Origin of the sequence: Pseudomonas sp. NPDC047961, from assembly GCF_050272435.1 — a bacterium.
GTDB lineage: Bacteria > Pseudomonadota > Gammaproteobacteria > Pseudomonadales > Pseudomonadaceae > Stutzerimonas.
The window spans coordinates 267,560-287,992 of record NZ_JBNNMD010000004.1 but is presented as its reverse complement, the minus strand read 5'-3'; the positions used below and the strand labels follow the sequence as shown (position 1 = coordinate 287,992).

The 20,433-nt window shown below is 61.1% G+C and carries 16 protein-coding genes and 2 pseudogenes; 13 read left to right on the top strand and 5 right to left on the bottom strand.

Annotation, left to right across the window (positions count from 1 at the left end; genetic code table 11):
* Window positions 1-142: 142 nt before the first annotated feature.
* The 3 genes from ACQKIK_RS15675 to ACQKIK_RS15665 form a co-directional block, all read right to left on the bottom strand.
* A complete protein-coding gene (locus ACQKIK_RS15675; protein WP_102835489.1) occupies window positions 143-1,414 on the bottom strand; it encodes an OprD family porin in 1,272 nt (423 codons plus the stop codon).
* A gap of 104 nt (window positions 1,415-1,518) precedes the next feature.
* Window positions 1,519-2,112: a peroxidase-related enzyme gene (locus ACQKIK_RS15670; RefSeq protein ID WP_045426896.1), complete on the bottom strand. Its 594-nt coding sequence runs from the start codon at window positions 2,110-2,112 to the stop codon at window positions 1,519-1,521.
* Between the two features lie 58 nt (window positions 2,113-2,170).
* Window positions 2,171-3,847: an AMP-binding protein gene (locus tag ACQKIK_RS15665; RefSeq protein WP_499136592.1), complete on the bottom strand. Its 1,677-nt coding sequence runs from the start codon at window positions 3,845-3,847 to the stop codon at window positions 2,171-2,173.
* A gap of 233 nt (window positions 3,848-4,080) precedes the next feature.
* Between ACQKIK_RS15665 and ACQKIK_RS15660 the strand changes: the two genes are divergently transcribed.
* From ACQKIK_RS15660 to ACQKIK_RS15645, 4 genes are all read left to right on the top strand, one after another.
* Window positions 4,081-5,244 (top strand): isovaleryl-CoA dehydrogenase, encoded by a 1,164-nt coding sequence (locus ACQKIK_RS15660; RefSeq protein WP_499136591.1) that lies wholly within the window; start codon window positions 4,081-4,083, stop codon window positions 5,242-5,244.
* Between the two features lie 137 nt (window positions 5,245-5,381).
* Window positions 5,382-6,989 (top strand): carboxyl transferase domain-containing protein, encoded by a 1,608-nt coding sequence (locus ACQKIK_RS15655; protein WP_499136590.1) that lies wholly within the window; start codon window positions 5,382-5,384, stop codon window positions 6,987-6,989.
* 86 nt (window positions 6,990-7,075) lie between these two features.
* Window positions 7,076-7,879 carry a gamma-carboxygeranoyl-CoA hydratase gene (locus ACQKIK_RS15650; protein ID WP_045426884.1) on the top strand — a complete coding sequence of 268 codons (804 nt, stop codon included), beginning with the start codon at window positions 7,076-7,078 and terminating at the stop codon, window positions 7,877-7,879.
* Window positions 7,876-9,789 carry an acetyl/propionyl/methylcrotonyl-CoA carboxylase subunit alpha gene (locus tag ACQKIK_RS15645; RefSeq protein WP_499136589.1) on the top strand — a complete coding sequence of 638 codons (1,914 nt, stop codon included), beginning with the start codon at window positions 7,876-7,878 and terminating at the stop codon, window positions 9,787-9,789. The genes ACQKIK_RS15650 and ACQKIK_RS15645 overlap by 4 nt, the downstream gene beginning before the upstream one ends.
* Before the next feature lie 179 nt (window positions 9,790-9,968).
* Here ACQKIK_RS15645 and ACQKIK_RS15640 read toward each other — a convergent pair.
* Both ACQKIK_RS15640 and ACQKIK_RS15635 read right to left on the bottom strand, forming a co-directional pair.
* Window positions 9,969-10,802, bottom strand: a pseudogene (locus ACQKIK_RS15640) (methyl-accepting chemotaxis protein); the annotation flags it as partial.
* A gap of 21 nt (window positions 10,803-10,823) precedes the next feature.
* Window positions 10,824-11,591 (bottom strand): annotated as a pseudogene (locus tag ACQKIK_RS15635) (MCP four helix bundle domain-containing protein); the annotation flags it as partial.
* A gap of 172 nt (window positions 11,592-11,763) precedes the next feature.
* Here ACQKIK_RS15635 and ACQKIK_RS15630 point away from each other — a divergent pair.
* The 9 genes from ACQKIK_RS15630 to ACQKIK_RS15590 all read left to right on the top strand — a co-directional run bounded on the left by ACQKIK_RS15630 (window position 11,764) and on the right by ACQKIK_RS15590 (window position 20,418).
* Window positions 11,764-12,660, top strand: coding sequence for a hydroxymethylglutaryl-CoA lyase (locus tag ACQKIK_RS15630; RefSeq protein ID WP_499136736.1), 897 nt, complete (start codon window positions 11,764-11,766; stop codon window positions 12,658-12,660).
* 40 nt (window positions 12,661-12,700) lie between these two features.
* Window positions 12,701-13,396: a CoA transferase subunit A gene (locus tag ACQKIK_RS15625; RefSeq protein ID WP_499136588.1), complete on the top strand. Its 696-nt coding sequence runs from the start codon at window positions 12,701-12,703 to the stop codon at window positions 13,394-13,396.
* Between the two features lie 2 nt (window positions 13,397-13,398).
* A complete protein-coding gene (locus ACQKIK_RS15620) occupies window positions 13,399-14,025 on the top strand; it encodes a CoA transferase subunit B (RefSeq protein WP_045426872.1) in 627 nt (208 codons plus the stop codon).
* A 133-nt stretch (window positions 14,026-14,158) separates the two neighbouring features.
* Window positions 14,159-14,554, top strand: coding sequence for a MerR family transcriptional regulator (locus ACQKIK_RS15615; RefSeq protein ID WP_045426869.1), 396 nt, complete (start codon window positions 14,159-14,161; stop codon window positions 14,552-14,554).
* 410 nt (window positions 14,555-14,964) lie between these two features.
* Entirely contained in the window at window positions 14,965-16,050 is a 1,086-nt protein-coding gene (locus tag ACQKIK_RS15610; protein ID WP_463308864.1) for a TRAP transporter substrate-binding protein, read from the top strand.
* Between the two features lie 210 nt (window positions 16,051-16,260).
* Window positions 16,261-16,875: a TRAP transporter small permease subunit gene (locus ACQKIK_RS15605; protein ID WP_045431760.1), complete on the top strand. Its 615-nt coding sequence runs from the start codon at window positions 16,261-16,263 to the stop codon at window positions 16,873-16,875.
* A gap of 16 nt (window positions 16,876-16,891) precedes the next feature.
* Complete coding sequence (locus ACQKIK_RS15600; RefSeq protein ID WP_046164356.1) at window positions 16,892-18,259, top strand: TRAP transporter large permease; 1,368 nt, start codon at window positions 16,892-16,894, stop codon at window positions 18,257-18,259.
* 76 nt (window positions 18,260-18,335) lie between these two features.
* Window positions 18,336-19,826, top strand: coding sequence for a sigma-54 interaction domain-containing protein (locus tag ACQKIK_RS15595; protein ID WP_127840683.1), 1,491 nt, complete (start codon window positions 18,336-18,338; stop codon window positions 19,824-19,826).
* Window positions 19,827-19,926: 100 nt separating this feature from the next.
* A complete protein-coding gene (locus tag ACQKIK_RS15590; protein WP_127839422.1) occupies window positions 19,927-20,418 on the top strand; it encodes a GNAT family N-acetyltransferase in 492 nt (163 codons plus the stop codon).
* Window positions 20,419-20,433 lie beyond the last annotated feature (15 nt).

The window sequence follows — 20,433 nt, the reverse complement described above, 5'->3', positions numbered from 1 at the left end:
TCAAACGCTCGCTTGAGTAAAAAGCGGGCCGCGATGCGGCTTGTGCGGCATTGCCGTACTCTTGGAGACTGCTGAAAAAAGCCGGGCCGCAAGGGCCCGGTAAAGGATCAACGAGGAGGTATTGCGGTGCTGCTCAGGACGCTTACCAGAGCGCCAGGGTGTAGCTAAGGATCACGCGAGTTTCGTTGATGTCGCTGCCAAAGTTGCTGCGTACCGTGGCGTTACGCACTTTCATGGCGAGGTTCTTCAACGGTCCGTTCTGGACCACATAAGCGATATCCGTGTCGCGTTCCCACTCTTCACCTTCGCCACCGCCGGCCAGGTTGACGTTGTCACCGGACACGTAGCGGGTCATCAGGCTCAGCCCGGGGATGCCAGCAGCAGCAAAGTCATAGTCGTAGCGAACCTGCCATGACTTCTCGTCTTCGTTGCCGAAGTCATTGATCTGCAACAGGTTGATCAGCATGTTGTCGCCGCCGCTGACGTACGCAAAGCCGGTGTCGCCGCTCAACGTCTGGTAACCGCCAGTAAAGCCATGGCCGCCGATTTTGTAGGTGAACAGCGCGCCGAACGCGTTGTTATCGACGTTGCTGCCGCCGTCATCGGTCGAGCGCACGTAGCGCAGGTCGGTCTTGAAGCTCTGGTTTTCACCGAGCGGCATGATGTGGACCAGCTGCGTGTTGTGCTGCTTGTAGATGCCATCCAGGCCGCCGTAGTAATAGCTACCGGTCAGTTCGGGCATGAACTGGTATTTGCCGCCGGCGAACAGGAACTCGTCGCTGGTTTTGGTACTACCCAAGACGATATTGCGCGCTGCACCACTAGTAGGCGCATAAACCGTCAATTCTTCGTAGTCCGAGGAGTCACGGTAGCTGATGCGATCGAGCATACCGACATCAACGGTCAGACCCTCGATTTCCTTGCTCTGCAACCAGCCCCCACGGAAGATGCTGGGCAGCAGGCGGCTATCGTTGCGCATTACCACTGGGATGATCGGCTGCAGGGTGCCGACGTGCAGGGTCGTGTTGGACATCTTCGCTTTGGCGGTCAGCCCGGCAGTGCCGTAGTCATCAGACGGCTGACCGGACGAATCGCGCTGCAGGATGCCGGTGCCGGAGCGATCCGGGCTGGAATCGAGCTTGACGCCCAGCAAGCCGAGCGCATCCACGCCGAAGCCGACCGGCCCTTCGGTGTAGCCCGATTCCATCTTCAGGATGAAGCCCTGCGCCCATTCGTCGGCCTTGGATGGAGACGCCCCGGACTGGCGGAAATCACGGTTCATGTAGAAGTTGCGCAGCTCGACGCTGGCTTTGCTGTCATCGAGAAACGCGGCGGATGCCATGGTTGAGGTGCCCAGCGCTGAAGCTGCCAGGCTGCTGAAGAGGAAGAAACGGCTCAGGGGTTTCAATTGCATGATCATCTCTCTTGTTATTGTCTTGATTGATGCAGCTGATGGACCCGACCTCGCTCCTGTCGGGTCTCGTTTACCGCGTTATGCGGTAAATCCATGGCTACCGCTCAGTTCGCGGCAGCTCTGGGCACACGACCCAGCAAATAAAATTCGTCGTTGGGCGGCGTTCGCGCCATCGACACCAGACGGTTGGAAAGACCAAACAGCGCAGCAATCGCGCCAATGTCCCAGATGTCGCTCTGAGTGAAGCCCATCTTTTCCAATCGCGCCTGCCAAGCGTCATCCAGTACGCCACGTTGTGCAGCCAAGTGCAGCGCAAAATCGAGCATGACCCGCTGGCGCTCGCTGAGCACGGCGGTGTGGTAGTTCACTGCAATCTGATCGGCTATCAGCGGATCCTTGGCCAGGATTCGCAGAATCGCGCCATGCGCCACTACGCAGTACAGACAGCCATGATCGGCGCTCACCGCCACCACGATCATTTCTTTCTCGGCTTTGGTCAGACTGTCCGATTCTCGCTCCATCAGCGCATCGTGATAGGCAAAAAAAGCCCTAAATTCATCTGGTCTATGGGCCAACATCAGAAAAACATTGGGTATGAAGCCGGCTTTCTCTTGTACCGCCAGAACGCGCTCACGCACATCGTCCGGCAGCGAAGCGAAGTCATCAACGAGCGGAAAGCGACTGATGGGCTGGGTCATGGAGGGCTCCGTATCGTTCAGCAAATGAAGCGGCTAGTCGAAACCAGCCGCTGGGTCATCACTCGGCAATGCCGAGCTCTGCGACGCTGACCTCGCGCATCTTGAACTTCTGCACCTTGCCGCTGATCGTCATCGGGAACTCATCGACGAACTTGATATGTCGCGGCGTCTTGAAATGTGCGATCCGCCCTTTACAGAACTCGCGCAGATCGTCGGCAGTTGCTGAATGCCCCGGGTGCAACTTGACCCAGGCAACGATCTCTTCACCATAGGTTTTGTCTGGTACGCCGATCACCTGCACGTCAGCCACCGCCGCGTGGGTGAACAGGAACTCCTCCACCTCCCGCGGATATACGTTCTCACCGCCGCGAATGATCATGTCTTTGTTGCGGCCGACGATCTTGATGTAGCCCTCCTCGTCCATGGTCGCCAGGTCGCCGGTGTGCATCCAGCGCGCGCCGTCGATAGCACCGGCGGTGGCCTCCGGATTGTTCCAGTAACCGAGCATGACGCTGTAACCGCGGGTGCAGAGTTCGCCGATCTGCCCGCGCGGGACGATGCGGTTGTGTTCGTCGACTACCTTACTTTCCAGGTGCGGCTGGGTGCGCCCGACACTGGTGACACGGCGTTCAAGGTCATCATCCGGGCCGGTCTGAGTCGAGACGGGGCTGGTTTCGGTCATGCCGTACGCGATCTGCATCTCAGCCAGATGCATGTCGTCGATGACGCGCTTCATGACTTCGATCGGACAGGTGGAACCGGCCATGATCCCGGTGCGCAAATTGCTCAGATCCAGCGATTGACGCTCCGGGTGGTCGAGCATGGCGATGAACATGGTCGGCACGCCGTACATACCGGTGGCCTTTTCTTCGGCTGCCGCTTGCAATGCCGCGAGCGGTTCGAAGGCGGCGCTGGGATAAATCATCGTGGTGCCATGGGTGACGCAGCCAAGATTGCCCATGACCATGCCGAAGCAGTGATAAAGCGGGACTGGAATTACCAGCCGGTCGTGCTCGCTGAGCTTGAGGCTCTCACCGACCATGTAGCCGTTATTAAGGATGTTGTAGTGACTGAGCGTGGCGCCCTTGGGGAAACCCGTGGTGCCGGACGTATACTGAATATTGATCGGGTCATCGAATTGCAGCTGCTCGCCGCATTGGCGCAGCTGCTCCGGGCCGACGTTTTCCGCCATGTCCATCAGCCCTTTCCACAGGAGCATGCCGTCCACCGACGTGTCGCACAGGCTGATCACCCCACGCAGCTCGGGCAGCATGTGGCTCTGCAAGGCGCCGATGGCCGAGCGCTCCAGCTCCGGCAGCAGCTCATGCAGCATCGCATGATAGTCGGATGTCTTGAACGCATCGGCGCAGATCAACCAGCGGCAGCCGGACTGCTTCAGCGCATATTCGAGTTCGTTGAGGCGATAGGCCGGGTTGATGTTAACCAGCACCACACCCACCTTGGCGGTCGCAAACTGGGCGATGCACCACTGCGCATTGTTAGGCGACCAGATGCCCACCCGCTCGCCAGGTTTGAGGCCGAGTGCCAGCAAGCCACGTGCGCACCGGTCCACCCCTTCGGCCAGCTGGGCCCAGGTGTAGCGCAGGTTCTGGTGACGAACGATCAAGGCCTCACGGTCGGAGAACCGCTCGACAGCCCGGTCGAACGCCGCGCCGATGGTCATCGGCAACAGGGGTTTGGTCTGCGGTCCGCAGGTGTAGCTCGGAAGACTCATGTCGAAATTCCTCAGTCTTATGTTTGTTATGAGGCCTTACTGTCCCGCGCGCTGTTGTTGACAGTCATTCGGGACGTGGTTACGTTAACGTAAAGGTAACAGCGTGACAACCCACCGCACCCTACGCCAAAAGTCGGTGCGCAAGCGTGACAAACAACAGGCTGAGCCGCAGGCGAAATCCAGCTTTTGATCGGCGGTCGGATCAGAACAACTACAAAATAGACAGGTGGCACATGAACTATTCAGGCCTCAACTTCGCGCTCGGTGAAACCGTGGACATGCTCCGCGACCAGATCCGCGGTTTCGTTGCGAACGAACTGGCGCCCCGCGCCGAAGCCATCGACCGTGACAACCTCTTCCCCAGCGACATGTGGCGCAAGTTTGGCGACATGGGCCTGCTCGGTATCACCATAGACGAGGAATACGGCGGCGCTGGCATGGGTTACTTGGCACATGTCATCGCTATCGAAGAAATCAGCCGTGGCTCGGCCTCGGTGGGTCTGTCGTACGGCGCGCACTCCAACCTTTGCGTCAACCAGATCAACCGCAACGGTACGGCCGAACAGAAAGCGAAATACCTGCCCAAACTGGTATCCGGTGAGCACGTCGGTGCGCTGGCTATGAGCGAGCCGAATGCCGGTTCCGACGTGGTTTCGATGAAGCTGCGTGCCGATCGCCAGGGTGACCGCTTCGTGCTGAACGGCAGCAAGACCTGGATCACCAACGGGCCGGATGCAAACACCTACGTCATTTACGCGAAAACTGACTTGGATAAAGGCGCGCACGGCATCACCGCTTTCATCGTCGAGCGCGACTGGAAGGGTTTCTCGCGCGGCAGCAAGTTCGACAAGCTCGGCATGCGCGGCTCCAACACCTGCGAGCTGTTCTTCGATGACGTCGAGGTTCCGGAAGAGAACGTGCTTGGCGTCGAAAATGGTGGCGTGAAGGTGCTGATGAGCGGCCTGGACTACGAGCGCGTGGTGCTGGCAGGCGGCCCGGTCGGGATCATGCAGGCGTGCCTCGATGTGGTGGTGCCCTACATCCACGACCGCAAGCAATTCGGCCAAAGCATCGGCGAATTCCAGTTCATCCAGGGCAAGGTGGCCGACATGTACACCCAGCTCAACGCCAGCCGCGCCTACCTCTACACCGTGGCGCAAGCCTGCGACCGTGGCGAGACCACTCGCAAGGATGCCGCCGGGGTGATCCTCTACACCGCCGAAGCGGCGACGCAGATGGCCTTGCAGGCGATCCAGATTCTCGGCGGCAACGGCTACATCAACGAATTTCCTACCGGCCGCCTGCTGCGCGACGCCAAGCTTTACGAAATCGGCGCCGGCACCAGCGAGATTCGCCGGATGCTGATCGGTCGCGAGCTGTTCAACGAAACCAAATAAAAGGCGCTGGAGGCGAACTCAGTAGGGTGGGCTTTAGCCCACCTTTCCCCGGCACGGCGGTGGGCTAAAGCGGAACGCCGCCCGGCCCACCTACGCGACCGAGCGCATCCACCCCGCGGATTGAACCGGAGCCGAACATGGCCATCCTGAATACCCAGATCAATACCCGTTCACCGGAGTTCGCGGCAAACAGCGCCGCGATGCTCGAACAGGTGACCAACCTGCGCACGCTGCTCGGGCGCGTCAGCGAAGGTGGCGGCGAGAAAGCGCAGCAGCGCCATGTCTCGCGCGGCAAGCTGCTGGTGCGTGACCGCATCAACGCCCTCCTCGACCCCGGTTCGGCCTTTCTCGAGGTTGCTCCCCTGGCGGCTTACGAGGTCTACGGTGAAGACGTTGCTGCTGCGGGCGTGGTGGCTGGCATCGGCCGAGTCGAGGGCGTCGAATGCGTGATCATCGCCAATGACGCCACGGTAAAAGGTGGCAGCTACTACCCACTCACGGTCAAAAAACACCTACGCGCGCAATCCATCGCCCAGCAGAATCGTTTGCCGTGCATCTATCTGGTGGATTCCGGCGGCGCCAACCTGCCGCGCCAGGATGAGGTCTTCCCCGACCGTGAACACTTCGGTCGCATCTTCTTCAACCAGGCCAATATGAGTGCCATGGGCATCCCGCAGCTTGCGGTGGTGATGGGCTCCTGCACCGCCGGTGGCGCCTATGTGCCAGCCATGGCTGACGAAACCATCATGGTGCGTAACCAGGCGACGATCTTTCTCGCCGGCCCGCCGTTGGTCAAAGCCGCGACGGGCGAAGTGGTCACCGCCGAAGATCTCGGCGGTGCCGATGTGCACTGTAAAACGTCCGGTGTAGCCGACCATTACGCAGAGAACGACGAGCACGCGCTGGCGATCGCCCGGCGCTGCGTCGCCAACCTCAACTGGAAAAAGCTTGGCCAGGTACAGACCCGCCAACCGCGTGTACCCCTCTATGCCGCGGACGAGCTTTACGGTGTGATTCCGGCACAATCCAAGCATCCCTACGACGTGCGCGAGGTCATCGCGCGGCTCGTCGACGGCAGCGAGTTCGATGAATTCAAGGCGCTGTTCGGCACCACCCTGGTCTGCGGGTTCGCCACATTGCACGGCTACCCAATCGCGATCCTGGCGAACAACGGGATCCTCTTCGCCGAAGCCGCGCAGAAAGGCGCTCACTTCATCGAGCTGGCCTGCCAGCGCGGTATACCGCTGCTGTTCCTGCAGAACATCACCGGCTTCATGGTTGGCCAGAAGTACGAGACCGGCGGCATTGCCAAGCACGGTGCCAAGCTGGTCACAGCGGTGGCCTGCGCTCAGGTGCCTAAGTTCACCGTGGTGATTGGCGGCAGCTTTGGCGCTGGCAACTACGGCATGTGCGGTCGTGCCTATGATCCGCGCTTTCTGTGGATGTGGCCGAATGCGCGCATCGGCGTGATGGGTGGGGAACAGGCCGCGGGTGTGCTGGTGCAGGTCAAGCGTGAGCAGGCCGAGCGCAGCGGGCAGACCTTTTCCGATGAGGACGAGGCCCAGCTCAAGCAGCCGATCCTTGAACAGTACGAGCGCCAGGGACATCCCTACTATTCCAGCGCACGACTGTGGGATGACGGTGTTATTGATCCGGCGCAGACGCGCGATCTACTGGGCCTGGCACTCTCAGCGAGTCTCAACGCACCGATCGAACCGACCCGATTCGGCGTATTCCGGATGTAAGCCTGCGATCCCGCGCGCAGTGCGCTGGCCAAAGCGGCCGGTCGCGGCGCGTATTGACCGCTGGCTGGCTCGTACAGGAGAAGCAGATGACCGATTTCCAGACCATCGAATTGAACAAAGACCCGCGCGGCTTCGCCACCCTATGGCTCAACCGACCGGAAAAGAACAACGCCTTCAACGCCGAGATGATTCGCGAGCTGGTTCTGGCAATCGACGCGGTGCAAGCGGACAAGAGCCTGCGCTTCTTGCTGCTGCGCGGCCGTGGCAAGCATTTTTCGGCCGGGGCGGATCTGGCCTGGATGCAACAGTCGGCGAAGCTGGATTTCGATGCCAACCTCACCGACGCCCGTGAGCTGGCCGAACTGATGTACAGCCTCTACCACCTCAAGCTGCCCACGCTGGCAGTGGTGCAAGGCGCAGCCTTCGGTGGTGCGGTCGGGCTGGTTGCCTGCTGCGACATGGCCATCGGTGCGCACGATGCGTTGTTTTCCCTATCCGAAGTGCGCATCGGCCTCGCGCCGGCAGTCATCAGCCCCTTCGTCGTCAAGGCCATGGGTGAACGCGCCACGCGTCGCTACGCCATGACCGGCGAGCGCTTCAGTGGCGAACGCGCCCGCGACCTCGGCCTGTTGTCAGAAACCTACGCCGCCGCCGAACTGGACGATGCCTTGCTCGGCTGGCTCGACAACCTGCTGCTTAACAGCCCGCAAGCCATGCGTGCCAGCAAGGACCTGTTGCGCGAAGCCGCCAGTATTTCGCTGAGCCCCGCGCTACGCCGCTACACCGAAAACGCCATTGCGCGCATAAGGGTCAGCCCCGAAGGACAGGAAGGCCTCAATGCCTTTCTCGAAAAGCGCAAACCGAATTGGACGCAGGAGCCAGAACAATGATAACCACCCTGCTGGTCGCGAACCGGGGCGAAATCGCCTGCCGCGTGATGCGCACCGCCAAGGCCATGGGCCTGACCACCGTTGCCGTGCACAGCGCCATTGACCACGATGCGAGGCATGCCCGCGAGGCCGACATTCGTGTAAACCTCGGCGGCGCCAAGCCGGCCGACAGTTACCTTTTGATCGACAAGCTGATCGATGCCGCCAAAGCCAGCGGCGCACAAGCGATCCATCCCGGCTACGGCTTCCTCTCGGAGAACGCGGGCTTCGCTCGCGCCATCGAGGATGCCGGCCTGATCTTCCTCGGCCCGCCCGCCTCGGCCATTGATGCCATGGGCAGCAAATCGGCCGCCAAGGCGCTGATGGAAAAAGCCGGCGTGCCGCTCGTGCCTGGCTATCACGGCGAAGCGCAGGACGTGGAAACCTTCCGCGTCGCTGCAGAAAAGATTGGCTACCCGGTGCTGCTCAAGGCCACCGCCGGCGGCGGCGGCAAAGGCATGAAGGTGGTCGAGCGTGAAGCGGATCTGGCCGAAGCGCTGCAATCGGCTCAGCGTGAGGCGCAGTCGTCCTTTGGCGACTCGCGGATGCTGGTTGAGAAATACGTCCTCAAACCGCGCCACGTGGAGATTCAGGTCTTTGCCGATCAACACGGTAACTGCCTGTACCTGAACGAGCGTGATTGTTCGATCCAGCGCCGCCACCAGAAGGTCGTCGAGGAAGCCCCCGCGCCAGGACTTTCGCCCGAGCTGCGTCGCGCCATGGGCGAAGCTGCGGTCAAGGCGGCTCAAGCTATCGGCTATGTGGGCGCCGGCACGGTGGAATTTTTGCTCGACGCGCGGGGTGAATTCTTCTTCATGGAGATGAACACCCGCCTGCAGGTCGAACACCCCGTGACCGAAGCCATCACCGGCCTGGATCTGGTGGCCTGGCAGATCCGTGTCGCGCGTGGCGAGCCGCTGCCGATTACTCAGGAGCAGGTGCCGCTCAACGGTCACGCCATCGAAGTGCGGCTGTATGCCGAAGACCCGGACAATGATTTCCTCCCCGCCACCGGCACCCTGGACCTGTACCGAGAATCCGCTGCTGGACCGGGTCGACGCGTCGACAGCGGCGTAGCCGAAGGCGACCAGGTATCACCCTTCTACGATCCGATGCTCGGCAAGCTAATCGCCTGGGGCGAGAATCGTGAGGAAGCACGCCTGCGTTTGCTGGCGATGCTCGATGAAACCTGCGTTGGCGGTGTGCGTACCAACCTTGCCTTCCTGCGCCGTGTGGTCGGTCACCCGGCTTTTGCCGCCGCCGAGCTCGATACGGGCTTCATCCCACGCCACGAACCCGAGCTGATGCGCACACCCGGCGAACTTCCGGATGACTTCTGGCAGCAGGCGGGCGGGCTGTTCGTGCAGACCGAACCGGCGAAGATTCGCGAGGACGACATCCATTCGCCCTGGGCAAAGCGCGACGGCCTGCGTTTCGGTATGCCGGCGCGAACTGGCGTGCATCTGCAATGCAACGGTGAAAGCCGCCTTGTGCGCATCGATGCGGCCGCCAACACGAGCGAGCGTTCCCCTTCAAATGTCAGCCGCCCGCCCAAAGTGATTCGCAAGGACCAAACCCTGTACCTGGAATGGAATGGCGAGCTGCAAGCCGTCACCGCATTCGACCCCATCGCCGACGTCGAAGCCAGCCACCAACACCACGGCGGCCTCACCGCGCCCATGAACGGCAGCATCGTTCGTGTGCTGGTCGAGGCCGGGCAAAGCGTCGAGGCCGGCGCCACATTGGTCGTGCTTGAAGCGATGAAGATGGAGCACAGCATCCGAGCCGCCGAAGCAGGCGTGGTAAAAGCCGTCTACTGCGCCGAAGGCGAAATGATCAGCGAAGGCACGACGCTGGTGGAGCTTGAGTAATGACCGCTACTGGCGGCCGGCAAACCGGGCAGCGACCGCCGGTTTTGCCGCGCGGTGGCGGTCGACGTGCACGCTCGACCCACGTTAAAAAAGCCTGCGATAGAGAGGCGGTTGCTCGCAAATGCGGCTTGGATAAGCATCCCCCTCGCCGCTACCAACGCACCAACGTTGCCGCGTGGCTACATCCGGAAACGGCGCACCAGTCCGTTCAATCCCACCGCCAGGCGCGACAGTTCCTGCGTCGCCACACTGGTCTGCTGGGCGCCAGCGGACGTTTGCACCGAGAGGTCGCGAATGCTGACCAGGTTCCGGTCAATTTCACGGGCGACTTGCGCCTGCTCCTCAGAGGCGCTGGCGATAACCAGGTTGCGCTCGTTGATTCCGGCCACCGTCTCGGCGATCCGCGCCAGCGCAACCCCCGCAGCCTCGGCTTTATCGAGCGTGCCCTGAGCGCGAGAGGCACCTTGTTGCAATGCTTCAACCGTCAGCGTCGTGCCGTTCTGGATGCTGCCAATCATCGACTCGATCTCGCGGGTCGACTCCCCGGTGCGCTTCGCCAGCGCTCGCACTTCGTCCGCCACAACGGCGAATCCACGACCGGCATCGCCGGCGCGCGCAGCTTCAATAGCCGCGTTGAGCGCGAGCAGGTTGGTTTGTTCGGCCACGGCGCGGATCACATCCAGCACTCGGGTGATGTTGTGGGTCTGATTGGCCAGATCGCCGGCACGTGCCGAAGCGCTGACGACGTCGTCCGCCAACGCCTGGATCGACGCGATGGCATCTTCAAGCTGTTTGCGTCCCTGCTGGGCCGACTCGCTCGACGCCCGCGACGCTTCAGAGGTAGACACCGCGTTGCTGGCTACCTCTTCGACCGCACAAGTCATTTCATTCACCGCCGTGGCGGCCTGTTCAATCTGGTCGTTCTGCCTCTGCAGGCCCTCGGTACTGTCCAGCATGACAGCGCTCATCTCTTCCGCCGAGGCCGTCAGCACAAGGGCCGAGTCGTTGATTTGGCCAATGATATCGCGCAGGTTGGTCTGCATTTCGCTCAGCGAGGTCAGCAGCTCGGTGGCTTCATCATGGCCATCGACGTGCACGTCATGCGTCAGGTCTCCTTTGGCAATCTGATTAGAAACAGCGACCGCCCGGCGCATGGGCCGCACGATACTGGCGGTCAACAACACGGCCAACGCTACGGTGGAGATCAGCGCAACGAGGATCACCAACGCGATCACGATCTGAGCTTTCTGGTAAACGGCAGTGGCCGCCTCTACAGCATGGTGAGCGCCCTCTTGGTTGAAGGATCGAAGCTTCGACAAGGCCTGCTCGAACTGGTGACTCAGCTCGGTAACCCGCGCGTTAGCCGTGGCGACTTGTTCAGCGCTCGCGTTGCCATCCATCACGCGCTGCCGTTCCTGAAGCGCCTTGGGATAGGTCGCGTATACCTCTTTGACCACGCTAAATGTGCGAGCCTCGTCAGGGTTGGAGATGTGGCTTTCGTAACCAACCATCAGCTGACCGATCTCATTCATTGCCGCAGCGATTTGCTCACCACTCTTACGAAGCGTTTCGGCATCGTGAAAGGCAAGCTGACGCATGGACTCGATCCGTACGTGAGCGAAGTGCAACGCCATGTCGTCCGCGGCTGCCTGGCTTGGCATCCAGTCGGAGTCGATTTCGCTGCCCGCCGCACGTATAGCCGCCATCTGCATCAGACTGAACAACCCAAGCGCAGTCAGCAGCACAGCGACAAGCGCAAAGAACAACAGCGTGCGATGGGAGATTTTCAACTTGCGTAGCATGGCGATTCTCGGACGTGGTGCCCCGGAAGGGCCGGGTCTTCTAACCTTATCTGCCACGCTGTTCGGAACTTGAGCGTTGAGGGTCTCCGTATGACCCGATGGTCAACCCCCCCTTTTACCGGGAAGGCACCCGTACTTGTCATGAGGAACACCGATGACCACTACCATTGAAATGCCACGCCGGGTTCGCCTGGTTGAAGTCGGCCCGCGAGACGGCTTGCAGAACGAAAAACAGCCGATCAGCGTCGCGGACAAGGTGCGCCTGGTGGACGACCTGAGTGCTGCCGGGGTGCGCTATATCGAGGTGGGCAGCTTCGTGTCGCCTAAGTGGGTGCCGCAAATGGCGGGCTCGTCTGACGTCTTTGCTCAGATCAGGCAGAAGCCTGGCGTGACCTACGCGGCGTTGACGCCGAACCTGAAGGGGCTGGAAGCTGCCATCGAAGCCGGCGTCAGCGAAGTGGCCGTGTTTGGCGCCGCCTCGGAAGCGTTTTCGCAGAAGAACATCAACTGCTCCATTGATGAGAGCCTGGCGCGCTTTGCCCCGCTGATGATCGCCGCGCGTGAGAACGGCATTCAGGTACGCGGCTACGTCTCTTGCGTGTTGGGTTGCCCTTACGAAGGCGAGGTCGACCCTAAGCGTGTCGCGCATGTCGCGCATGAGCTGTTCGCCATGGGCTGCTATGAGGTATCGCTGGGCGACACCATCGGCACCGGCACCCCAGGCAAGACCCGTCAGCTGTTCGAAGCCGTTGGCCGCGAGGTCCCACGTGACAAACTCGCCGGGCATTTCCACGATACCTATGGGCAGGCGCTGGCGAACATCTATGCCAGCCTGCAAGAGGGCATTTGCACCTTCGACAGTTCGGTCGCCGGGCTCGGCGGCTGCCCCTACGCCAAAGGCGCGAGTGGCAACGTCGCCAGCGAAGACGTGCTCTACATGCTTAACGGCCTGGGTATCGAGACCGGGATTGACCTGGACATGCTGATCGCCGCAGGGCAACGCATCAGTGACGTACTGGGTCGTCCCAACGGATCGCGGGTCGCTCGGGCGCGCCTGGCCGCGCAATAACCCAACGCCATCGCCCTCACTCAAATAACAAGAGGCCTCCATGAACAAGATCTACCCCAACGCCCAGCAGGCACTCGACGGCTTGGTCGAAGACGGCATGACACTTGCCGTTGGCGGTTTCGGCCTGTGCGGCATTCCCGAAGCGCTGATCGAAGCACTGCGCGACACCGGCAAGAAAGACCTTACGGTGATCAGCAACAATGCCGGCGTGGACGGCTTCGGCCTCGGCCTGCTGCTCGAGACGCGCCAGGTGCGCAAAATGGTTTCCTCCTACGTCGGTGAGAACAAGGAGTTCGAGCGTCAGTACCTGGCTGGCGAGCTCGACCTCGAATTCACGCCGCAAGGCACTCTGGCCGAGAAGCTACGCGCCGCAGGCTCGGGCATACCGGCGTTCTACACCCGCACCGGATACGGCACGCTGATCGCCGAGGGCAAGGAAACTCGCCAATTCAACGGTGAGTGGTACGTGATGGAAGAGTCGCTGCCCGCCGATGTATCGCTGGTCAAAGCCTTCAAGGCCGACAAGGCTGGCAATCTGGTATTCAACAAGACCGCGCGCAACTTCAACCCGCTCGCCGCAATGGCCGGTAAGGTTTGTGTGGTGGAGGTCGATCATCTGGTCGAAACCGGCGAGCTGGACGCCGACCAGATTCACCTGCCGGGCATCTACGTGCAGCGCATCATCCACAACCCGAACGCTGAGAAGCGCATCGAAAAACGTACGGTGAGGAGCTGATCATGGCCTGGACACGCGAACAGATGGCGCAACGCGCCGCACAGGAATTACAGGACGGCTTCTACGTCAACCTCGGCATCGGCTTGCCAACCCTCGTCGCCAACTACATTCCGGACGGCATGGACGTCTGGCTGCAGAGCGAGAATGGGCTGCTCGGCATCGGCCCCTTCCCCACCGAGGACGAGATCGACCCGGATCTGATCAACGCCGGCAAGCAGACCGTCACCGCCCTGCCCGGCAGTGCCTTTTTCGACAACGCCATGAGCTTCGGCATGATCCGCGGCGGCCATATCAACCTGGCAATTCTCGGCGCCATGCAGGTTTCCGAAAAAGGCGACCTGGCGAACTGGATGATCCCGGGCAAGATGGTCAAGGGCATGGGCGGCGCGATGGATCTGGTGGCCGGGGTCAAGCGTGTTGTCGTGCTGATGGAGCACACCGCCAAGGGCGCGCACAAGATCATCAAGCAGTGCGACCTGCCGCTCACCGGCGTCGGGGTAGTCGACCGGATCATCACCGACCTGGGCGTGCTGGATGTTACCGAGCAGGGTTTGAAACTGGTGGAGCTGGCCGACGGCGTTAGCTTCGAGGAGATGCAAGACGCCACCGGCTGCACAATCCAGCACTGAGCGCCGCAATATGGCCAGGTGCCACTGTGCACCGGGCCAGCGCAGCGTGTAGCCTTGACTCGCTTTAAACCGTAGTAAACGCGCGCCCGGCTCATCGCGAGCCGTGGGTGGATAGGCAGGACTGGATACCTTCATGGCAAAGCAGACGTACAGCATTTCCGATTTGGCCAACGAGCTCGATATCACCACCCGCGCCATACGCTTCTACGAAGAACAAGGCATGCTCTCGCCGAAGCGGCGCGGTCAGGAGCGCATCTACACCCCCAAGGATCGTGTTGCCCTGAAGCTCATCTTGCGCGGCAAGCGCATCGGCTTCTCCCTCGCCGAATGCAAGACGCTGATCGAACTCTACGACCCCAAGGCCGGCAATCAGAAACAGCTGAACATCATGCTCGGCATGATTGCCGAACGCCGCCAACAGCTCGAACAACAGCTGCTTGATATCCAGCAGATGCAGCTGGAACTCGATACCGCCGAGGAACGCTGCCTCACCGCCCTTAAAGCGACCGTGGACAAGGATGCGGGCTGAGCTCGGCTAACCGCATCCATCGTCGTTGGCAGCTGATGCCTCCCACCGAATCGTCATTGTTCGCGGTCAGCTTGCGCGCCAAATGGCGTCGCGATTGCTGCTGGCTTACCGGTTGTCACCGTCCAGATAAATAGACACCAGTCCAACGATCTGGACAGCCCTCCTATCGACCCTGGTGAGTGTCCGGCCAATTGGACACCCGTCAATTCGGCAGCACCCCGAGAAGCCCCTGGCCCGCGGGTTACCAGGTTTTCTAACAGTCGGGCACAAAACCTGCTAAGTAATACATGCACGACGCCAGAACACCTGGCGGGACGAAAAAGCGCTGCTGCTCCCGTCCTGCTTTCCGGCCGACTGAATGCCGGTCTGCGCCTCTGGTTACCAAAACAAAAAAAAGAAGGAAACCTGCAATGTCGATATCCAAAAAGCTGTCCCGTCTCGCCTGCGCCATCGGTGCCACCACCGTTCTCAGCGCCAGCCTGATCAGCGCTGACGCCATGGCTGTCGAGAAGATCCGCTGGCAAGTGCCGTTGGCCTTCCCGTCGCACCTGGTCGGTCTAACCACTCCAATCAAACACCTGTCCGAGTCGCTCAAGGCCATTTCCGGCGGCGATATCCAGCTGCGCTATTACGAGCCCGGCGAACTGGTGCCGCCATTCGAAATCATGGATGCGGTCAGCAACGGCAAGTACCCGGCTGGCTATACCTGGATCGGCTACGATCAGGGCACCATCGCGTCACTGCCTCTGTACTCCGGCGCGCCGTTCAACATGGAGCCGCCAGCCTATCTGGCCTGGTACTACGAGGGTGACGGCAAGAAACTGCTGGAAGAAATCTATGCCGAGCGCAACATCCACCCGATGCTCTGCAGCATCATCGGCCCGGAAGGCGCCGGCTGGTTCGCCAAGCCAGTCGAGAAGCTGGAAGACTTCGACGGCCTGCGTATCCGCTTTGCCGGCATCGGCGGCAAGGTGCTGGAAAAACTCGGCGCCTCGGTCACGATGATCCCTGGTGGCGAGATCTATCAGGCCCTGGAGCGCAAGACCATCGACGCCACCGAGTTCTCGCAGCCGGCGATCGACAAGATGTTGGGCCTTGATCAGATCATCAAGAACTACATCATGCCCGGCTGGCACCAGACGCTGACCACTTCGCACCTGTTGGTGAACAAGGACGTCTGGGACAAGCTTGAGCCACAGAGCCGCGCGCTGATCGAGATGGGTTGCGAATCGGCCACCCTCAAAGGTTTTGCCGAAAGCGAATGGGCCCAGCCGACCGCCTTGCGCGAGTACGAAAAGCAGGGCGTGAAAGCGCAGGTGTTGCCAGAAGAAGTGCTGCGTGAGCTGGAGCGCGTGACCAACGAAGTGCTCGATGAAATCGCGGCCAAGGACGAAATGTTCAATCGCGTCCTGACCAGCCAGCGTGACTTCATGAAGCACCACTCGATCTGGCACGGCAAAGGCTACTTGCCGCGCGATTATTACAAGTACGAGTGATCCACTCATCAAAGCCTAGCGCCCGCTAGGGTTGCCTTGTTAGTTACGTATGGCCTGGTGTGCTGAGGTTCTCTGCGGTCGGTTGGCAACTGCCGAAGCGCAGTCACGCAGTCTTAGCACAACAGGTGAAGAATCTGGCCGACCTGACAAGCTCTAGCGGCACGGCCTGCGTGCCGTGTCTTCCCCTGGTTTCGGATCTCCGAGGTGGCCGTGTCCGCTCATCCCGTTTCCCCTAACGAAGCCGTGCCCGCCGCTCAAGCGGATGCATTGCCTCACAACAAGCTGTCCTGGTGGCTGGACAAAGCACTGGTCGCCATCGGCGAAGCCAGTGCATGGATTTGGCTATTGGTTTTGGCGGTCGTGTTGACCAACGTGTTCAGCCGCTTTGTCCTCTCGCGCGGCTCGATCGCGCTGGAAGAACTGTCCTGGCACCTGTTCGGTGCAGCCCTGATGCTCGCCCTGGCGTACGCCGTAGTGCGAGATGACCATGTCCGCGTCGATGTACTGCGTGAGAAATTCACGCTGCGCAGCCAGGCCATCATCGAACTGCTGGCGATCCTGATACTGGCATTGCCGATCGTGGTGCTGATGGTCGACGCACTGGTGCCGTTCGCCTACCAGGCTTTCATCTATGACGAGCGCTCGCAGGCGCCGAGCGGCCTGCCACATCGTTACATTTTCAAAAGCGTATTGCCCATAGGCCTGACGCTAGTAGCACTGGCGCTGCTTTCACGGGCCACGCGTTGCAGCACGCTGCTGTTCAATTTTCCGCGGGCCTTTGTAGCCCCGACGCATGTCCGCGACCGCGGCCATTCGCAGCCCTGATGGAGTAGCCGTAATCATGGGTCTGGAAGAAATTCTCGTCATCAGCATGTTCGCCACCTTTATGGGGCTGCTGCTGCTTGGCTTCCCCGTTGCCTGGTCGCTGGCCGGCATCGGGCTGCTGTTCGCCGTACTCGGCCACGTGATGGTCGAACACTTCGACGCCGATCTCTGGTTCACCTGGGACGGTACCATCGGCGTTCTGGACGCCCGCATCTACGGCATCGTCGCCAATGAGCTGATGGTCGCTCTGCCGCTGTTTATCTTTATGGGCATCATGCTTGACCGCTCCGGCATCGCCGAGCGACTGATGCACAGCCTCGTTCGCATACTCGGTCCGTTGCGTGGCGGTTACGCCGTAACGGTCGTGCTGGTGGGCATCCTGCTGGCCGCATCCACCGGTATCGTCGGCGCCTCGGTGGCCCTGCTCGGCATGCTCTCGATTGGGCCGATGCTGCAGGCCAAGTACAACAAGAGTCTCGCCGTCGGCACCGCCTGTTCGGTTGGCACCCTGGGCATTCTGATTCCACCAAGCATCATGCTGGTCTTGATGGCCGACCGACTCGGTACGTCGGAAGCCTCAGTGGGCAAACTGTTCATGGGTGCGCTGATACCCGGGATGATGCTGGCACTGATGTACATCCTCTACATCGTTGTGGTGTCGTGGCTGAAGAAGGACTTTGCGCCTGCTCCTGCCAACCGCCAAAAGCTTGATGCAAAGGCGCTGATCGATGTGTTCTGGGCGGTGGTGCCACCCTTCGTGCTGATTTTGGCGGTGCTGGGCTCGATCTTCTTCGGCATCGCCACCACCACCGAGGCCTCTGCAGTAGGCGCATTCGGCGCGGTGTTGATGGCCGCCCTCAGCCGTAAGTTGAACATGGCGGTGCTGAAGGAAGCGCTCTACCAGACGAGCCGCACCTCAGCATTCATCTTCGGCATCTTCATCGGCGCCACGGTGTTCGCCGCCGTGTTGCGTGGTCTGGGCGGCGATGACGTGATCCGCGCGGCACTCACCGGCCTGCCATTCGGCCAGACTGGGGTGTTGCTGACCGTTCTGTTCATCACGTTCTTGCTGGGCTTTTTCCTGGATTGGGTGGAGATCACCCTGATCATCCTGCCGCTGGTTGCGCCGGTGCTGTTTTCCATGGGCGTGGATCCGCTGTGGTTTGCCGTGCTTTTCGCCCTGTGTCTGCAGACCTCGTTTCTTACCCCGCCGGTGGGCTTCGCGTTGTTCTATATCAAGGGTGTCTGCCCGCCGGAAGTCACCACGCGGGACGTCTATCTCGGCGTCATGCCCTACATCCTGATCCAGCTGCTGGGCCTGGCACTGGTTTTCTTCTTCGCGCCATTGGCGACATGGCTGCCCAACGAGGTGTACGGACTCTGAGCCCGGACCGGCTGCCTTGCCCCTGGCAGCCGGCGCCTTCCATAATCGGCCGAACCTCACCGGACAGCTCGAACCCATGGCAATCGCCCGCAACGACCTTGATCTCAACGGCCTGACCATCGGCGTATCTCCAGAACGTTTCCGTGCGGTGGCCATGCCGCTGCTATTCGACCACCTCAATGCCCAATGCGAAGGCACCATCGCGGTCAACCGCCAGGCACGCATTGTCTGGATCAACGATAAGTACGCTGAGAAGATCGGCATCAGCGACCCGCGTAGCGTACTCGGCAAGGAAATCGAAGAGGTGCTGCCCGCCAGCCGCTTGCGCGAGGTAGTGGAAAGCGGCCAGCCAAGCATGCTCGACCTGATGGCCTTCGGCAGCGAGCATTTCGTCGTCACTCGCATTCCGCTTCGTGACGAAGACGGCACCCTGGTCGGCGCGCTGGGTTTCGTCCTGTTCGACCGCGCCCGACATCTCAAGCCGTTGATGTCCAAGTTCACCACGCTGCAGACGCAGCTGGTCGCCACCCAGAACGAACTGGCCAAGGCTCGCCGAGCGCGCTACACCATCGCCGGCTTCATCGGCACCAGCCCGGCCGCCAGCGAAGTGAAACGCCAAGCACGGCGTGCCGCCCAGCTGGACGCCACAGTGCTGATCCGTGGCGAGACCGGTACAGGCAAGGAGCTGTTGGCCCAGGGCATCCACAACCTGTCGCCGCGTGCCAATGGACCTTTTGTTGCAGTCAACGTCGCGGCAATTCCGGAAACGCTGGTTGAAGCCGAGTTGTTCGGCACTGCGCCCGGCGCCTTCACAGGCGCTGATCGCAAAGCGCGCATCGGCAAGTTCGAAGTGGCGAACGGCGGCACCCTCTTCCTCGATGAAATCGGCGACCTGCCGTTGGCACTGCAGGCCAAGCTGTTGCGCGTGCTGCAGGAACAGGAAATCGAGCCGCTGGGCTCCAACCAGGTCAAGCCACTGAATGTGCGGGTGATCGCTGCCACGCACATCGACCTGGAAGCCAAGGTCGCCGCGGGCGAGTTCCGCGATGACCTTTACTACCGGCTCAACGTGCTGGCGCTACAGGTGCCACCGCTGCGCGAACGCGCTGCTGACATCCCAGCCGTAATCGAACACCTGCTCGACGACATTGCCAACCGCTCCGGTCAGGCACCCATGGAACTTGCACCGAGCGCCATCGCATTGCTGTGCAACCAGCCGTGGCGGGGCAACGTACGCGAGCTGGGCAATCTGCTGGAACGCGCCCAGCTGAGCACGGATGGCAGCCCGCTGGAAGCACGCCATTTCTCGCCGCTGCTGGGCTCGACGACCACCGCCGCGCCGCAGGCTGCCGCCATGCCCAGTGAGCCGATGCTTGCTGAACCGGCACCGGAACCCAACGCACCATTGCAACGTCTCGCCGAAAGCGTCGCCCAGGCCGAGCGCCGCGCCTTGCAGACCGCCCTGCTCGCCTGCAAAGGCAACCGCCGCCGAGCCGCGACGGAGCTGGGCATATCCCGAGCCAGTCTGTATTCGAAGTTGCAGTTACATGGACTGAGCGAACGGTAGCGCGATAGCTAGAAGTTCGTAAGCAATGATGGGTGCCTTGCTGCGGCTGATGTCCGTCGTTAACGTAACGAACCGTTGACTGTCGCAGGATGCGCAAAGAATGACATTTACGATTCGCCCGGTTTGCCACGAAGATCTGCCGGCTATCTGTGAATGGCCGCAGGACGAAGCCGAACTCTTCTATTGCTTTCCAAAAGCTCATTACCCACTCACTGAGGGCCAACTGCTCGAGGCGATCGCTCAACGCGCCGAGTCGTCCGTCGTCGTCCAATCAGGCAGGCCCGTAGCATTCGCGAACTTCTACCGATGGGATCAGGGTGGGGTTTGTTCAATCGGGAACGTTATCGTTGCGCCGAACGCGCGCAGGTCCGGGGCTGCAGGTTTCCTCGTCGACCACCTTTGCGCGGTTGCCTTCTCGAAATTTGCGGCCGCCCAGGTGCAGATCTCCTGTTTCAGCCTGAACACAGCGGGCCTGCTGCTCTATCCGAAGCTCGGGTTCGTGCCATTCGCGATCGAGGAAAGACAGAGTCGGGCCGGTGAACGCATCGCGTTAGTTCATCTCCGTCGCAACCCGCCATCGGCAGGGCAATAACAAACTGTTTTGCCA

Bases quoted from the DNA above. Each gene is read 5' to 3' on its own strand.
- ACQKIK_RS15675 (WP_102835489.1), bottom strand. From the start codon at position 1,414: ATGCAATTGAAACCCCTGAGCCGTTTCTTCCTCTTCAGCAGCCTGGCA.
- ACQKIK_RS15670 (WP_045426896.1), bottom strand. From the start codon at position 2,112: ATGACCCAGCCCATCAGTCGCTTTCCGCTCGTTGATGACTTCGCTTCG.
- ACQKIK_RS15665 (WP_499136592.1), bottom strand. From the start codon at position 3,847: ATGAGTCTTCCGAGCTACACCTGCGGACCGCAGACCAAACCCCTGTTG.
- ACQKIK_RS15660 (WP_499136591.1), top strand. From the start codon at position 4,081: ATGAACTATTCAGGCCTCAACTTCGCGCTCGGTGAAACCGTGGACATG.
- ACQKIK_RS15655 (WP_499136590.1), top strand. From the start codon at position 5,382: ATGGCCATCCTGAATACCCAGATCAATACCCGTTCACCGGAGTTCGCG.
- ACQKIK_RS15650 (WP_045426884.1), top strand. From the start codon at position 7,076: ATGACCGATTTCCAGACCATCGAATTGAACAAAGACCCGCGCGGCTTC.
- ACQKIK_RS15645 (WP_499136589.1), top strand. From the start codon at position 7,876: ATGATAACCACCCTGCTGGTCGCGAACCGGGGCGAAATCGCCTGCCGC.
- ACQKIK_RS15630 (WP_499136736.1), top strand. From the start codon at position 11,764: ATGCCACGCCGGGTTCGCCTGGTTGAAGTCGGCCCGCGAGACGGCTTG.
- ACQKIK_RS15625 (WP_499136588.1), top strand. From the start codon at position 12,701: ATGAACAAGATCTACCCCAACGCCCAGCAGGCACTCGACGGCTTGGTC.
- ACQKIK_RS15620 (WP_045426872.1), top strand. From the start codon at position 13,399: ATGGCCTGGACACGCGAACAGATGGCGCAACGCGCCGCACAGGAATTA.
- ACQKIK_RS15615 (WP_045426869.1), top strand. From the start codon at position 14,159: ATGGCAAAGCAGACGTACAGCATTTCCGATTTGGCCAACGAGCTCGAT.
- ACQKIK_RS15610 (WP_463308864.1), top strand. From the start codon at position 14,965: ATGTCGATATCCAAAAAGCTGTCCCGTCTCGCCTGCGCCATCGGTGCC.
- ACQKIK_RS15600 (WP_046164356.1), top strand. From the start codon at position 16,892: ATGGGTCTGGAAGAAATTCTCGTCATCAGCATGTTCGCCACCTTTATG.
- ACQKIK_RS15595 (WP_127840683.1), top strand. From the start codon at position 18,336: ATGGCAATCGCCCGCAACGACCTTGATCTCAACGGCCTGACCATCGGC.
- ACQKIK_RS15590 (WP_127839422.1), top strand. From the start codon at position 19,927: ATGACATTTACGATTCGCCCGGTTTGCCACGAAGATCTGCCGGCTATC.